This is a genomic window from Staphylococcus sp. NWU MK-U1, assembly GCF_033283505.1.
Lineage (GTDB): Bacteria > Bacillota > Bacilli > Staphylococcales > Staphylococcaceae > Staphylococcus > Staphylococcus haemolyticus.
In genome coordinates this window covers 418,700-433,841 of the sequence record NZ_JAVSMG010000002.1, presented here as the reverse complement: position 1 = coordinate 433,841, position 15,142 = coordinate 418,700, and the positions used below count along the sequence as shown (strand labels likewise).

General features: G+C 31.7%; 16 protein-coding genes and 1 riboswitch. Of the genes, 11 read left to right on the top strand and 5 right to left on the bottom strand.

The window, feature by feature from the left end; translation table 11 throughout:
* Window positions 1-148: 148 nt before the first annotated feature.
* The 9 genes from SBL16_RS05180 to lysA all read left to right on the top strand — a co-directional run bounded on the left by SBL16_RS05180 (window position 149) and on the right by lysA (window position 10,654).
* Window positions 149-1,753: an ABC-F family ATP-binding cassette domain-containing protein gene (locus SBL16_RS05180; protein ID WP_107612384.1), complete on the top strand. Its 1,605-nt coding sequence runs from the start codon at window positions 149-151 to the stop codon at window positions 1,751-1,753.
* Between the two features lie 195 nt (window positions 1,754-1,948).
* Window positions 1,949-2,125: riboswitch (Lysine riboswitch) on the top strand.
* Window positions 2,126-2,206: 81 nt separating this feature from the next.
* Window positions 2,207-3,409 (top strand): aspartate kinase, encoded by a 1,203-nt coding sequence (locus SBL16_RS05175; RefSeq protein WP_107612387.1) that lies wholly within the window; start codon window positions 2,207-2,209, stop codon window positions 3,407-3,409.
* 65 nt (window positions 3,410-3,474) lie between these two features.
* A complete protein-coding gene (locus SBL16_RS05170) occupies window positions 3,475-4,464 on the top strand; it encodes an aspartate-semialdehyde dehydrogenase (protein WP_107612390.1) in 990 nt (329 codons plus the stop codon).
* Between the two features lies 1 nt (window position 4,465).
* Window positions 4,466-5,350, top strand: coding sequence for a 4-hydroxy-tetrahydrodipicolinate synthase (gene dapA / locus SBL16_RS05165; protein ID WP_053017687.1), 885 nt, complete (start codon window positions 4,466-4,468; stop codon window positions 5,348-5,350).
* Window positions 5,350-6,075 carry a 4-hydroxy-tetrahydrodipicolinate reductase gene (dapB, locus tag SBL16_RS05160; RefSeq protein ID WP_107612392.1) on the top strand — a complete coding sequence of 242 codons (726 nt, stop codon included), beginning with the start codon at window positions 5,350-5,352 and terminating at the stop codon, window positions 6,073-6,075. Before dapA ends, dapB begins: the two co-directional genes overlap by 1 nt.
* 39 nt (window positions 6,076-6,114) lie before the next feature.
* On the top strand, window positions 6,115-6,834 hold the full coding sequence (dapD, locus tag SBL16_RS05155; RefSeq protein ID WP_011275806.1) for a 2,3,4,5-tetrahydropyridine-2,6-dicarboxylate N-acetyltransferase: 720 nt from the start codon (window positions 6,115-6,117) through the stop codon (window positions 6,832-6,834).
* A gap of 318 nt (window positions 6,835-7,152) precedes the next feature.
* Entirely contained in the window at window positions 7,153-8,304 is a 1,152-nt protein-coding gene (locus tag SBL16_RS05150; RefSeq protein ID WP_011275805.1) for an amidohydrolase, read from the top strand.
* Between the two features lie 6 nt (window positions 8,305-8,310).
* Complete coding sequence (locus tag SBL16_RS05145; protein WP_037537105.1) at window positions 8,311-9,387, top strand: alanine racemase; 1,077 nt, start codon at window positions 8,311-8,313, stop codon at window positions 9,385-9,387.
* A gap of 1 nt (window position 9,388) precedes the next feature.
* A complete protein-coding gene (gene lysA, locus SBL16_RS05140) occupies window positions 9,389-10,654 on the top strand; it encodes a diaminopimelate decarboxylase (RefSeq protein ID WP_107613612.1) in 1,266 nt (421 codons plus the stop codon).
* A 133-nt stretch (window positions 10,655-10,787) separates the two neighbouring features.
* Here lysA and SBL16_RS05135 read toward each other — a convergent pair whose 3' ends face one another.
* The 5 genes from SBL16_RS05135 to msaA all read right to left on the bottom strand — a co-directional run bounded on the left by SBL16_RS05135 (window position 10,788) and on the right by msaA (window position 14,051).
* The gene (locus tag SBL16_RS05135; protein ID WP_142813125.1) at window positions 10,788-11,537 is read right to left on the bottom strand and encodes a hypothetical protein; all 750 of its coding nucleotides are present in this window, start codon (window positions 11,535-11,537) and stop codon (window positions 10,788-10,790) included.
* A gap of 9 nt (window positions 11,538-11,546) precedes the next feature.
* The gene (locus tag SBL16_RS05130; protein ID WP_317953037.1) at window positions 11,547-12,404 is read right to left on the bottom strand and encodes an ABC transporter ATP-binding protein; all 858 of its coding nucleotides are present in this window, start codon (window positions 12,402-12,404) and stop codon (window positions 11,547-11,549) included.
* The gene (locus SBL16_RS05125) at window positions 12,391-12,801 is read right to left on the bottom strand and encodes an Msa family membrane protein (protein ID WP_053017673.1); all 411 of its coding nucleotides are present in this window, start codon (window positions 12,799-12,801) and stop codon (window positions 12,391-12,393) included. Before SBL16_RS05125 ends, SBL16_RS05130 begins: the two co-directional genes overlap by 14 nt.
* 536 nt (window positions 12,802-13,337) lie before the next feature.
* Window positions 13,338-13,538: a cold shock protein CspA gene (cspA, locus tag SBL16_RS05120; protein WP_002433901.1), complete on the bottom strand. Its 201-nt coding sequence runs from the start codon at window positions 13,536-13,538 to the stop codon at window positions 13,338-13,340.
* Between the two features lie 204 nt (window positions 13,539-13,742).
* Window positions 13,743-14,051: a regulatory protein MsaA gene (gene msaA, locus SBL16_RS05115; RefSeq protein ID WP_011275801.1), complete on the bottom strand. Its 309-nt coding sequence runs from the start codon at window positions 14,049-14,051 to the stop codon at window positions 13,743-13,745.
* A 165-nt stretch (window positions 14,052-14,216) separates the two neighbouring features.
* Here msaA and SBL16_RS05110 point away from each other — a divergent pair, with 165 nt between their 5' ends.
* Both SBL16_RS05110 and SBL16_RS05105 read left to right on the top strand, forming a co-directional pair.
* Window positions 14,217-14,486 carry an acylphosphatase gene (locus SBL16_RS05110; protein ID WP_037537100.1) on the top strand — a complete coding sequence of 90 codons (270 nt, stop codon included), beginning with the start codon at window positions 14,217-14,219 and terminating at the stop codon, window positions 14,484-14,486.
* 21 nt (window positions 14,487-14,507) lie between these two features.
* On the top strand, window positions 14,508-15,134 hold the full coding sequence (locus SBL16_RS05105; protein ID WP_011275799.1) for a 5-bromo-4-chloroindolyl phosphate hydrolysis family protein: 627 nt from the start codon (window positions 14,508-14,510) through the stop codon (window positions 15,132-15,134).
* The last annotated feature ends 8 nt before the right edge of the window (window positions 15,135-15,142 follow it).

Here is a 15,142-nt window from a genome sequence, read left to right as displayed (position 1 = left end):
TCTCCTTCGAGGGTTTGTATTCTTCATTATTATAACATGCATACTAAAAACTATCATTCACGTGTATAGATTTGCATTAGGTCGAAACTATAAAAAGAATATGATATAATTTTTCCGTTAGATAAACAATAAATAAAGGAGTAAATGCATGCTACAAGTAACTGATGTAAGTTTACGTTTTGGCGATCGTAAACTATTTGAAGATGTAAACATTAAGTTTACTGAAGGAAATTGTTATGGGCTTATCGGTGCTAATGGTGCTGGTAAATCAACGTTTTTAAAAATTTTATCAGGAGAAATTGATTCTCAAACAGGACATGTTTCAATGGGTAAAGATGAACGTTTAGCTGTTTTGAAACAAGATCACTTCGCCTATGAAGAAGAACGTGTATTAGATGTTGTTATCAAAGGACACGAACGCTTATATGAAGTCATGAAAGAAAAAGATGAAATTTATATGAAACCTGATTTCAGTGATGAGGATGGTATACGTGCCGCTGAACTAGAAGGTGAATTCGCCGAAATGAACGGTTGGAACGCAGAGGCTGACGCTGCTTCTTTACTTTCAGGTTTAGGCATATCTGCTGATTTACATGATAAGCAAATGTCAGAATTGGAAAATAATCAAAAAGTGAAAGTCTTATTAGCTCAAAGTTTATTTGGTGAGCCTGATGTCCTTTTACTCGATGAGCCTACCAATGGTCTAGATATTCCTGCCATTAGTTGGTTAGAGGATTTCTTAATTAACTTCGATAATACTGTTATCGTGGTATCTCATGACCGTCACTTTTTAAACAATGTATGTACACATATTGCTGATTTAGATTTCGGTAAGATTAAATTATATGTAGGTAACTATGATTTCTGGTATCAATCTAGTCAATTAGCTCAAAAAATGGCTCAAGAACAAAATAAGAAAAAAGAAGAAAAAATTAAAGAGTTACAAGACTTTATTGCACGTTTCTCAGCTAATGCCTCTAAATCTAAACAGGCAACAAGTCGTAAGAAACAATTAGAAAAAATTGAATTAGATGATATTCAACCATCTTCAAGACGCTATCCATATGTTAAATTCACACCAGAGCGTGAAATCGGTAATGATTTACTGACTGTTCAAGGACTTTCTAAAACAATTGATGGTGAAAAAGTACTTGATAACATTTCGTTCACGATGAATCCTAATGATAAAGCAATTTTGATTGGAGATAGTGAAATTGCAAAAACTACATTATTGAAAATTTTAGCTGGTGAAATGGAACCTGATGAAGGTACATTTAAATGGGGTGTAACGACTTCATTAAGTTACTTCCCTAAAGATAACTCAGAGTTCTTTGAAGGCGTAGACATGAATTTAGTAGACTGGTTACGTCAATATGCACCTGAAGATGAACAAACAGAAACTTTCTTACGTGGCTTCTTAGGACGAATGTTATTTAGTGGTGAAGAAGTTAAAAAGAAAGCTAGTGTACTTTCTGGTGGTGAAAAAGTTCGCTGTATGTTAAGTAAAATGATGCTATCAAGCGCCAATGTTTTACTATTAGAAGAACCTACTAACCATCTTGACTTAGAAAGTATTACAGCAGTAAATGATGGATTAGCTTCTTTCAAAGGATCAATCATCTTTACATCTTATGACTTTGAATTTATCAATACTATTGCAAATCGTGTGATTGATCTAAATCAATCAGGTGGTTTATCAAAAGAAGTTCCTTATGAAGAATATTTACAAGAAATTGGCGTATTACAAAAATAATATATAAACACATACGCACTTCCCTATTACTAAATTGGGAAGTGCGTATTTTACTATCATTTTACTCATTTGATAAATCTTTACTTACATATAGTAAAAATACTTTCTAATTTTTCAGTCTATTTCAAAAAATCACAATTATCGGTTTACAGACACAATTGCCATATGTATAATATAAAACATAGCAATTGAATAAGAAATTGATGAGGCGCATCAATCATCAGTATATATTAGATAAACTGTCTGCAACAGCTAATATAGAAAGGGTGCGATGCCGAAATGAATCATAATCGCAGCTATGATTTGTTGGACTTTGTGGTTAAGAGCTGAAAGTTTGTCATTATTATTTAATAATGGAGTGCATCACTTGTATATAAATCACGAACAAGTTCGCACTTCCGAACTTGTTCTTTTTTATAGCGTGTGCCTCCCTATATTTTAGGAGGTAAAGTTTTGAAACGAAGTGTTTTGAAGTTCGGTGGTTCATCCGTCGCTGATTTTACAAAGATAAAAAATATTGCAGAAATGCTTAAGAACCGTTTGGATGACGGTGAACAATTAATTGTAGTTGTTAGTGCTATGGGTAAAACAACAGATCAATTAATGGATAATGTATCAAATCTTACTGCTACACCTAAAGATGAGGAACTTGCCCTACTTTTAACGACCGGTGAACAACAGACGGTATCATATTTGTCCATGGTGTTAAATGATATCGGTGTTAATGCTAGAGCAATGACTGGTTATCAAGCAGGTATTAAAACGATTGGCCATCATTTAAAGAGCAGAATTGCTGAAATCAATCCAGAAACATTTGATAAAGCATTCACCGACAAAGATGTGTTAGTCGTTGCTGGTTTCCAAGGTATTAATGATGCATTTGAACTTACAACGTTAGGACGTGGAGGATCAGATACAACAGCAGTTGCAATTGCTGCAAGTAATCAAATTCCATGTGAAATATATACTGATGTTGATGGCGTTTATGCCACTGACCCTCGAATATTAAGTAAGGCAAAACGTTTAGATTATGTTTCTTATGAAGAAATGATGGAAATGAGTGCATTAGGTGCAGGTGTTCTTGAAACTCGAAGCGTAGAACTTGCTAAGAACTATGATATCCCATTGTATCTCGGTAGAACTTTATCAAATGAGAAAGGAACATGGATTATGTCAAGAACAGATTTATTAGAGAAAAAAGCAGTAACAGGTGTAGCATTAGATAAACATATGATGCACGTTACCATTAGTTATCCCCTACCAGATAATCGTCTTTTAACGCAATTGTTCACAGCATTAGAAGAAGGTTCAGTAAATGTGGATATGATATCCCAAATAGTTAATGTTGAAGGATTGCAGCTATCATTCTCTATTAAAGATAGTGATGTACAACAAATTTCAACTATTTTGAGTAACCTTTCTTCTTCATTTAACGCATTGGATTATAAAATTAATGAAGAATACGTTAAAATTTCGCTTATTGGTTCGGGTATGAGAGATATGTCGGGCGTTGCATCAAAGGCTTTCATTACTTTAATTAATGCAAATATCCCATTCTATCAAACTACAACATCTGAAATTAGTATTTCTTATGTGATTGATGCTGATAATGGAGAAAAAGCGGTTGAAGTATTATACAATGCATTTGATATTTAAACATCAACATGCTATTTGTAAATAATTTTTTTAAAATTCAAACAAATGATATTGGAGTGACTTTTATGACAAGATTAGCAGTAGTCGGAGCAACAGGTTTAGTTGGAACAAAAATGTTAGAAACAATTGATCGCAAAAACATCAAGTTCGATGAGTTAGTATTATTCTCATCAGCTAGATCAGCAGGTAAAGAAGTTCAATTTCAAGGTCAAACGTATGTTGTACAAGAATTAACAGAAGAAGCAGCAAGTGAAAAATTTGACTACGTTCTAATGAGTGCCGGTGGTGGCACAAGTGCACAATTCGCCCCAATCTTTGAAAAAGCAGGTGCAATTGTCATCGATAACTCTAGTCAATGGCGCATGACTGAAGATATTGACTTAATTGTACCTGAAGTAAATCAACCTGAATTTAAGCGTGGCATTATTGCCAACCCTAACTGTTCTACAATTCAATCAGTAGTACCTTTAAAAGTTTTACAAGATCAATTTGGTTTAAAACGTGTTGCATATACAACATATCAAGCTGTTTCAGGTTCAGGTATTAAAGGTAAAAGAGATTTAGCTGAAGGCGCAAATGGTAAAAAACCAGAAGCGTATCCTCACCCTATTTATAATAATGTATTACCACATATTGATGTATTCTTAGAGGATGGATATACAAAAGAAGAACAAAAAATGATTGATGAAACACGCAAGATTTTACATGAACCTGAATTAAAAGTAACTGCAACATGTGCACGTGTTCCAGTACAAGATAGTCATAGTGTCGAAATTGACGTTACTTTAGATAAGGAAGCAACTGTACAAGAAATTAAAGATTTATTTGATAAAGACGAACGTGTAGTATTAGTTGATAACCCTGAAAAAAACGAATATCCTCAGGCGCTTAACTCTACTGGTAGAGATGAAGTATTTGTAGGTCGTATCCGTAGAGATGACTCATTAGATAATACATTCCACGTTTGGTGCACATCTGATAATTTATTAAAAGGTGCAGCATTGAATGCAGTACAAGTATTAGAGCAAGTAATCAATTTAAAAGGAGCTAGATAATATGCCACATTTATTCGAAGGTGTGGGAGTAGCACTTGCTACCCCATTCACAAATAATGAAGTTGATTATAATGCATTAGAAAGACACGTAGATTTCCTATTAGACAATGGTGTAAAAGCTATTATTGTTAATGGAACTACAGCTGAGAGCCCTACTTTAACTGAAGAAGAAAAAGAACAAGTATTGGAGTCAGTTATAAAGCAAGTTAATCATCGTGTGACAATTATTGCAGGTACAGGTACGAATAATACTGCCAAATCAATTCAAGCATCTCAACGCGCTAAAGCACTTGGTGCAGATGCAATTATGTTGATTACCCCCTACTACAATAAAACAAATCAACGTGGCTTAGTTAAACACTTCGAAACGATTGCGAATGAAGTTGAATTGCCAGTTGTACTATATAATGTACCTTCTCGTACAAATATGACAATTGAACCAGAGACAGTTGAAACATTAAGTCACAACCAATATATTGTTGCAATCAAAGATGCCACAAATGACTTTGAATATTATGAAGACGTTAAAAGTCGTATCAATCAAGAAGAATTCGCTTTATATAGTGGTAACGATGATAATGTTGTCGAATTTTATCAAAGAGGTGGCAATGGTGTTATCTCAGTTATTGCAAATGCAATTCCTAAAGAATTCCAAGCTTTATATGATGCTAAACAAAGTGGACAAGATATTTCAAACGATTTCGAACCAATTAGTAATTTATTAGATGCGCTTTCTGTAGATGTTAATCCTATTCCAATTAAAGCGTTAACAAGTCATTTAGGTTTTGGTAACTATGAATTGCGTTTACCACTTCTTCCGTTAGAAGATGCAGATGCCAAAGTCTTAATCAATGCATTTGAACAGTTTAAAGCAGGTGAACTTTAATGAAAATTTTACTTATTGGTTACGGCGCAATGAATCAAAGAGTGGCTCGTTTAGCAGAGGAAAAAGGTCATGAAATTATAGGTGTTATTGAGCCTCAAAAAAATGAGACAACACCATATACACACTATGATCACATTGCTGATGCACAAAATGAAGCGGATGTAGCGATTGATTTTTCAAATCCTAATCTATTATTACCACTTCTTGAAGAAGAATTTCAATTACCTTTAGTTATAGCTACTACAGGTGAAAAAGAAAAATTAGTTGAAAAGTTAAATGAATTAAGCCATAACATACCAGTATTCTTTAGTGCAAATATGAGTTATGGTGTACATGCTCTAACTAAAATATTAGAAGCAGCTGTACCACTTCTGCAAGATTATGATATCGAGTTGACTGAAGCACATCATAATAAAAAAGTAGATGCTCCTAGTGGTACATTAGTAAAATTATATGATGTTATTAAAGACTTACGCCAAAATATCACACCAGTTTATGATCGACATGAACATACAGAACAACGCACTAAAGATGAAGTTGGCATTCACTCAATTCGTGGTGGGACTATTGTAGGTGAACATGATGTATTATTTGCAGGAACAGATGAAACTATTACAATCTCACATAAAGCACAGTCTAAAGATATTTTTGCAAATGGAGCAATCACTGCTGCTGAAAAATTAATAAACCAATCTAACGGTTATTACACGTTTGACAACCTATAAGATATAAAATCTAGCAAATATTAAGGAGAGACTTAAATTATGGTACAACATTTATCAGCTGAGGAAATTATTCAATATATAAGTGACGCCAAAAAATCTACACCATTAAAAGTATATGTTAACGGTAATTTTGATGGTGTTACCTTCCCTGATTCTTTTAAAGTATTTGGTTCCGACAATTCTAAAGTAATCTTTTGTGAAGCAGATGATTGGAAACCATTCTATGAATCAAACCAATCTACAATTACTGAGTTAGAAATTGAAATGGATCGTCGTAATTCAGCAATTCCACTTAAAGATTTAACAAATACGAATGCGCGTATTGAACCAGGTGCATTTATACGTGAACAAGCAATTATTGAGGACGGTGCTGTCGTTATGATGGGCGCAACAATCAACATTGGTGCTGTAGTTGGTGAAGGAACCATGATTGATATGAATGCTACATTAGGCGGTCGTGCGACAACTGGTAAGAATGTGCATGTAGGAGCTGGCGCCGTTCTAGCTGGCGTAATTGAGCCTCCTAGTGCTTCACCAGTAGTCATAGATGATAATGTATTAATTGGTGCTAATGCAGTCATTTTAGAAGGTGTTCATGTTGGCGAAGGCGCAATTGTCGCTGCAGGTGCTATTGTTACTCAAGATGTTCCAGCTGGTGCAGTCGTAGCTGGTACCCCTGCTAAAGTGATTAAACAAACTTCGGAAGTAGAAGACTCTAAACGTGAAATTGTTTCAGCATTAAGAAAATTAAATGACTAATGATATGAGTATTTGATGAGTGGCTATGACAAAAATACTATTTTATAGCTGTATTGCATAATCACAATAGCTTACTGAACTGAGAAGGCGCTTAACTGAGCCCTTCTCAGTTTTAGTTATTCTTATGAAGAGTGGATTTGGCATTGTAAAGCATATTTATTTAGAATTTTTACCAACAGGCAAAGCATTGGGCAAAAAAATCCATGCGCCCCTATTTCAAAATTAAGACTATTTTAAATTAATATCACGACATACATAAAAAGATGAAATAAGTTACAATATTAATAAGACTAATTAAGTTAATAAAGGAATGATATGATGAGTGAATTAGAGTTTGTAACTAAACATAGAAGACATTTACATCAACATCCAGAATTAAGTTTACATGAATTCGAGACGACAAAATACATCACACAGTTTTTAGAAGAATTAGGCGTGTCATATGAGCGCCCTCTTGAAACTGGTGCAATAGCATACTTAAACGGTAATAGTGATCATACCATTGCATTTCGTGCGGATATCGATGCGTTACCAATTTTTGAAGAAAATGATGTCGATTATCGAAGTCAAACGGATAATGTAATGCATGCATGTGGTCACGACGGACATACAACGGCATTAATGTTATTTGTTAAACGATGCAAAGAAATGTTCGATAAAGGAACGCTTCCACACAACGTTGTATTCATCTTCCAACCTGCCGAAGAAACTGGTGGCGGAGCGAATCGTCTAATTAAAGCAGGTGCGTTTAATAACTATCCAATAGAAGCTGTTTTTGGCATCCATGTTAATCCATTTGCCGATGAAGGACAAGTTGTTATCCGTGATGAAGAAATTACAGCAAGTGCAACTGAATATCGCTTCTTCTTAAAAGGATTATCAAGTCATGTTGCAGATAAAGAGCAAGGTCATTCATGTGGAGAAGCCCTTCTACACGTTCTAAATCAAGTAGGACAAATACAACAGTATCATCTTAATGGCTTAAAACGAAATATTGTTCATATGGGTCATTTTGAAGCTGGAGAAGCTATTAACACTGTAGCAAGCCATGGATATTTAGAAGGAACGATTCGAACTTATGATCCAAATGATTTAAATGTAGTAAAAACACAAATGCATAAAATTGCTGAAAGTGTAAGCTTATTATTTAATGTGGATTGTGAAGTGAAATTTGAAGAAGGCTACCCACCTACGATGAATAGCCCTAAACTACGTGCGAGTGTAGAACAAGCGATTAATGCTGCAAATCTAGAAGTTATAGATAAGCCTCTTCCATTCTTATTTGGAGAAGACTTTAGCTTCTATGGTCAACAGTTAGCCCCAGCTTACTTTGCATTTGTAGGCACTCGAAATGAAGACAAAGGTTTTGTGACTGGACTTCATACATCTCATCTTAATTTTGATGAAAAAGTATTAATCTATGTGGCAAATTATTATGAACAATTATTAATGCATTATGGAGAGGAGTAATTCACATTGACAGCAATATGGTCCGTCGATAAAGAAGCGTTTTTACAAAATGCTATTAAAGTTAAAAATGATAATTCAATTATGGCTGTGGTGAAGAACAACGCTTATCATTATGGTTTGGAGTTTGCTGTTACTTCTTTTTTAAAAGCTGGAATTAATACATTCAGCACTACCTCTTTAAAAGAAGCCATTAAAGTACGAGAAATAGCACCTGATGCCACTATATTCTTAATGAACGCTGTTTATGATTTTGAAAAAGTAAGACAATATCAAATACAAATGACTTTACCGTCATTAGCCTACTATTACAAATATAAGAATGATTTGAGTGGTATCAAAGTGCACTTAGAATTTGAAAATTTACTTCATCGTTCAGGATTTAAAACATTAGAAGAAATTAGAGAAGTACTCAATGATCATCATATTAACTCAAATGAAGACAAAATGATTATTAGTGGATTGTGGACGCACTTTGGTTACGCAGATGAATTTGATGTCCCTGAGTATAGTATAGAACGTGAAGCATGGTTAAATGTAGTAAATTCATTGTTAAATGAAGGATATAAATTTGATTTAATCCATGCACAAAATAGTGCAAGTTACTATCGTGAAGGTCAGAAACTTTTACCCTACCATACTCATGCGCGTGTAGGCATTGCATTGTATGGGTCTCGACCATATAGTGCTTTAAATGAATATAGTATTAAACAATCTCTTACTGTAAAAGGTAATGTGATACAAGTGCGTGAAGTGAATGCTGGAGATAATTGTGGGTATAGTTTTGCCTTTGAAGCTACTAGGGACCATACGCGATTAGCAGTTGTAGATGTAGGCTATGGAGATGGTATTCTTAAATCGAGAGCTAAACATGAAGCATTAATTAAAGGCAAACGCTACCCTATTCGTGCATTAATGATGAGTCACATGTTTGTTGAAGTTGATGAGGAAGTCGATGCACAAGATGAAGTGATATTATATAATAACGATATACGCATTGATGAATATACATTCAAAGGTGTAGGCGCTAATTCAGAACAACTTAGTGCGATGAATCATGATTCTCTCATAAAGGAGTATAGATAAAATGGCAGTAAAATATAATGATTATGGTGAGTTAACAATGGCGGATACAAGTTTAAAGACACTTGCACAAAGCTTTGGTACCCCTACTATTGTTTATGACGAAGATGAAATTCGCAATCAAATGCGTAGATACCACTCAGCTTTTCAAAAAAGTGGTTTAAAATATAATATTTCATATGCTTCGAAAGCATTTACATGTATCCAAATGGTCAAATTAGTACAAGAAGAAAACTTACAATTAGATGTAGTTTCTGAAGGTGAATTATATACTGCATTAGAAGCAAAGTTTGACCCAAGTAAGATCCACTTCCATGGGAATAACAAAACCAAACGTGAAATACAATACGCTTTAGAAAGTGGCGTTGGTTATTTTGTTATCGATTCACTTGAGGAAATTGAATTAATCGACAGATATGCGAGCGACACTGTAAATGTAGTATTACGCGTTAATCCTGGTGTTGAAGCACATACGCATGAGTTTATTCAAACTGGCCAAGAAGATAGTAAATTCGGTTTATCAATTCGCCATGGCTTAGCGATTGAAGCGGTTAATAAAGTGCGCGACTCTAAACGTTTACATTTAAAGGGTATTCACTTCCATATTGGTTCTCAAATCGAAGGAACTGAAGCGATGATTGAAACTGCTAAGATTGTGCTTAACTGGCTTTCTGAAAATGATATCAAAGTTGAATTACTTAATCTAGGTGGAGGTTTCGGTATCAAATACGTTGAAGGAGACGTAAGCTTCCCTATTGAGGAAGGTATTGCAGAAATTACAGATGCAATCAAAGCTGAAACTGAACGTCTAAATTATGAAGTACCGGAAATTGGTATTGAACCAGGTCGTTCTATTGTTGGAGAAGCTGGAATTACTTTATACGAAGTAGGTACAATTAAAGAAATTCCTGAAGTAAACAAATATGTTTCAATTGATGGTGGCATGAGCGATCACATTAGAACTGCATTATATGGTGCCAAATATCAAGCATTATTAGTAAACCGTCATGAAGAAGCTGATGAAACAGTAACAATTGCTGGTAAATTATGTGAATCAGGTGACATCATTATTCGTGATGCGAAACTCCCTTCTTCTGTTCAACGTGGTGATTACCTAGCGATTCTTTCTACAGGAGCATATCATTACTCAATGGCTTCTAATTACAACCAAATGCAGAAACCACCTGTATTTTTCTTAAAAGATGGTAAAGCACGTGAAGTTATTAAACGCCAATCATTACGTCAATTAATTATTAACGATACTAAATAACAATTACCAATTTTAAAAATAATTCCAAAGAATGTTAAATGAAAAATTTAAATTTTAAAACCTACGTAGACTTTATAAATTTTGCTACGTAGGTTTTTAATATCTTAATAATTAATACTATTATATATATTTACTAATATTGTAATTTTTTAAAAATAAGTTTTGATACAAGGTATATAACTACTATGTATACTAAAGTAATAACACTCATTATTAATAAATTTTGTGAAAAGCTAATATTACTATCTAATTTGATAAAGTTTGAAGGGAAAAGCTTAATTTTATCAATACTGTCTGTAACTTTTATGAGAATAAATCCTGTAATTAGAGTAATAATAGTTACTCCAGTATTGAAACGTATAGATGCAATAAGTGATAAAAATATTAGAATAGCATCTGTAAAAAATAATCCTATCAAATTTGTCATTAAATAATGATTATATTTAGTATCTTTAAATAATAAAGAATGTGATGAATAATCATGATTATTCACAAAATATAAATAAACAATTATTGAGGATACACACAATATAATTAGAAAAGTAATATAAACAATAATGATTGATAAAAACTTATTATTAAAAATTTTATTTCTATTCTGATCTTTGAAAAAAAGAAGACGACTAGTACTAATTTCATTATAGAATAATATTGATGCTAAATAAGCAACTATTATTAATGATAGCATTGACTTTTGCTGGGTATCATATATCGCTATAAAGGTTTCCAAAAAGCTTACACTACCAGCTTGACTAGCTGAGAGTGATAAGAAATTACTATTTAAAAATTGTGCTAAAAATATTAATAAAGGATAGAGACCTAAAATTAAAAGTAACCATGTGGCACGTATCTTAAAAACATACATGAATATAAATTTAAACATTAGAAATACCTACTCTTGATAAAAATATGATTCTAAATCATGTGAGTTATGTATAACTTCTAATAAAGAATTATCCCCTAACTCTACAAGTAATTTAGACAAGTTATCGTTCTCATTTTTTATAGTGACAATATTTAAGTCTATTTTTTCAATAAATGAGAACTTAGAAAGTAAATTGTCACTATTGTTAATTATTTTTTTAAATTTCGATTTTATAATATTGTTTTGTTCTTTAGCATCTAAATCTGTAATCTTTCGGTTATTTAATAATAAAAACCTTGTACACAATCCTTCTAATTCTTTTAATTGATGACTAGATATTAAAAAAATTGTGTCATTCTCTTTAGAAAATTGTTCGATTATTGTTATTAATTTTTGTACTCCAATAGGATCTAAACCTAAAAATGGCTCATCTAAAATAGCAACTTTTGGTTTGATTATTAAACATAACGCCAAACTTAATCGCTGTTTCATACCATATGAAAAGTATTTTACTTTCTTCGAGTTATCTTCTAGAGCAACTAGATTTAAAATTTTACTTATATCTTTAGAATATTCTTTTTTATTATTAATTTCTAAGTAATATTCTAAATTTTTTCTAGCGCTAATTTCAGGGAAATAGATTTGATTAATCATAAATGCAAAATCATTTAAAACGTTATCTTTACTATTTATATCAATGCCATTATAAAAAATATGACCTTGGGTAGGCAACTGAGATTTAGCAATTAGCTTCATTAAAGTAGTTTTACCTGCCCCATTAGTACCAAGCAAACCGACTTTTTCACCTTTACATATTTTGAAATTTATATTTTCTAAAATTGCTTTTTTACGATAATTTTTTGAAATATTCTTAAATTCTAACATTTTTCTCCCCTTTTTTAAATTTAATAAATATTATGAATAGTTGTGGTATTAAATAAGCCAATATTAAAAAAATTACTTGAGAGATTTCTAACATATTTGGTGACACTTGTATATTTATATCATTATTATCAATATTATATTTAGAAACATATTCTAAATAACCATCTAAATTCATAATATATAAACTGTAAATTATATAATAAAAAACATTAAATGCAACAGTGATTAACACATGTAATATTGATGGTTTAACAAAGATTATTGCTATTGAAGAAATTAAGCAAGGAATAATAATAGTTAAAACAGTTGATAAAAATAAATTTATATCTAAGCCCAAATAAGCTAAATAAATATAAAAAATACAATTTACTAAAATCGAAATAAGTGCTAATTTCATACAATCACCCTATTACTTTTGAAACTAAAATATTATAAATCCAATGAACACTTATAGATGCTCTAAGACCAAAAGCATATCTTGATAAATATAATAAAATACTAGATGCGAATCTAATTAATAAATTTAGCATCATTGAACTACTGAGTATTATACAAATAATTGCAAATATACAAATTATTCTTCGATTTTTTAAGATTGATATTACCATTTAATATGACGGCCACGATAGCCGATATAAAATCTACCAATTGAGAATTGGAATATATCTAAAAGTTTTAACATAATCATCTCTCCTTTCTCCTACTTATCAGTATAATAATAATATATTTATACAATAAAAATATATTGTATTTTGCGCTATTCAATAAAAGGCAAACTCTTTTTATAAAAAAATGAGATCAACGAAACAAATTGATAGTTTCATTGATCTCATTTTTCGTAGAACTTTTTCTTAAGCAATTTTAACTTAAAAATAAAAAACACCCTACATCTTGGTAAGGTGTTACTAAAGTCAATATTTAACAATCTATTTATTATAGTTTTACAACGTTTGCAGCTTGAGGACCGCGGTCGCCTTCAACTACTTCAAATTCAACTGATTGACCTTCTTCTAATGATTTGTAACCATCTTGGTTAATTGCTGAAAAGTGTACGAATACGTCGTTTTCACCTTCAACTTCGATAAAACCAAAACCTTTTTCAGCGTTAAACCATTTAACTGTACCTTGTTTCATAATTCTGAAACCTCCAAGACTAAATTCTTTCAATATGCATTATTCGCATATTACAAAAAATACATGTGACAATTATGTATTAATAACAAAACGCTATAAATAACTCTTACAGATATTCTTTGCAATATGGAATAAAACCATTGCTTAATAATAATTATATGTTAGTTCTTATCAAATTGCAATACAATTATAGAAAATTATCTTTTAATTAATTTTTGGTAGATTATAATATACTTCTTTATTATTTAATACAATAAAACTATAAAATATTTGTAAATCTTCTTCACAATCTTCACAAAAGTTTAAATCGCAATTGTTATAAAACGCATGAATATTGTATTTTCCAACAACATAATTATCGTAATAATCTTTACTTTTTGAAATTATATTTTTGTAGTAGTTTAGCATTTCATCATATGAAGTAAATTGATATTGCTCTATAATTTTATCTGTCCAGTCACTAAATAACCACCATCCCTCATAGTCAGCTCTAATTTTGGCAACTGTCCACATATATATATTTCCCCTCTCAATTAGCCTATAATAATCATTTTAACTATTTTATATCTGAATTAAAAATATAATGTCTCATACTTTTGTCTGATAGCCTATTTATTCCATAGTAAATATTAGTTTTTTAGTATAAAACTTCGTATAATAAATATAAGGAGTGATACTATGAAGCAAAAGCATTTACAAGTGTTTGGGACGGTTCAAGGTGTAGGCTTTCGATATTATACACAAAGATTAGCGAACAAGTATCATATTCTAGGCACTGTCCAGAATGTAGATGATTATGTTGAAATATATGCAATAGGTAATGACGATGACCTCGAACAGTTTATTAATGCTGTGACTGAAGGTGCATCACCTGCTTCACATGTTACACACTATGAGCTTGAAGATACTAATGTGAGTGAAGATTTTTCTGATTTTAAATCGATTTAAATATAAAAAGGAAGATGTAATTTGAGATATAATATTTCTCGACTTTTAGGCGTAATTGTAGGAATTCCAGTAGCTATGATATCTTGGATGGTCAGCGTATTTGGCTTTGATCTTTCATTTATTATTGATGCTTTGGTTGGTATTGGGATGTTTTTTGTGTCCTACTTCCCTACTCAACGACTCACGTCTAGGAAGTATTTAACCGAAATTGGTCTTTCTCGAAGAGACTATCATTACGTAAGCAACCACTTAAAGCAAGCGCAAGACAAGATTAGAACAATATTAAAATCATTTGTCAATGTAAGATCTATTCAAGATTTCAGACAAATCAACGATATATATAGAATTTCAAAATCAATTCATTTTGCTGTTAAACAAAGGCCAGCAATGTTTTTTAAAGTAGAGAGTTTCTTTTATTCGCATATAGATAATGCGCTAAATTTAATAGAGTCATATACTCGATTGGCAAAAATGCCGAAAAAAACGATTGAAGAAAAGCAAAAATTAGAACAAACTCGTATAACTTTAGATGAAGTTAAACGTACGTTGATTGCTGATCTGAAGAGAATCAATGAAGATGATTATGAGCGTCTGGATGTTGAAATGGAACTTAATAAATTAGAACAAAAACGTCATAAAGATAATTAGAATAAAGA

Bases quoted from the DNA above. Each gene is read 5' to 3' on its own strand.
- SBL16_RS05180 (WP_107612384.1), top strand. From the start codon at position 149: ATGCTACAAGTAACTGATGTAAGTTTACGTTTTGGCGATCGTAAACTA.
- SBL16_RS05170 (WP_107612390.1), top strand. From the start codon at position 3,475: ATGACAAGATTAGCAGTAGTCGGAGCAACAGGTTTAGTTGGAACAAAA.
- dapA (WP_053017687.1), top strand. From the start codon at position 4,466: ATGCCACATTTATTCGAAGGTGTGGGAGTAGCACTTGCTACCCCATTC.
- dapB (WP_107612392.1), top strand. From the start codon at position 5,350: ATGAAAATTTTACTTATTGGTTACGGCGCAATGAATCAAAGAGTGGCT.
- dapD (WP_011275806.1), top strand. From the start codon at position 6,115: ATGGTACAACATTTATCAGCTGAGGAAATTATTCAATATATAAGTGAC.
- SBL16_RS05150 (WP_011275805.1), top strand. From the start codon at position 7,153: ATGAGTGAATTAGAGTTTGTAACTAAACATAGAAGACATTTACATCAA.
- lysA (WP_107613612.1), top strand. From the start codon at position 9,389: ATGGCAGTAAAATATAATGATTATGGTGAGTTAACAATGGCGGATACA.
- SBL16_RS05135 (WP_142813125.1), bottom strand. From the start codon at position 11,537: ATGTTTAAATTTATATTCATGTATGTTTTTAAGATACGTGCCACATGG.
- SBL16_RS05130 (WP_317953037.1), bottom strand. From the start codon at position 12,404: ATGTTAGAATTTAAGAATATTTCAAAAAATTATCGTAAAAAAGCAATT.
- SBL16_RS05125 (WP_053017673.1), bottom strand. From the start codon at position 12,801: ATGAAATTAGCACTTATTTCGATTTTAGTAAATTGTATTTTTTATATT.
- cspA (WP_002433901.1), bottom strand. From the start codon at position 13,538: ATGAAACAAGGTACAGTTAAATGGTTTAACGCTGAAAAAGGTTTTGGT.
- msaA (WP_011275801.1), bottom strand. From the start codon at position 14,051: ATGTGGACAGTTGCCAAAATTAGAGCTGACTATGAGGGATGGTGGTTA.
- SBL16_RS05110 (WP_037537100.1), top strand. From the start codon at position 14,217: ATGAAGCAAAAGCATTTACAAGTGTTTGGGACGGTTCAAGGTGTAGGC.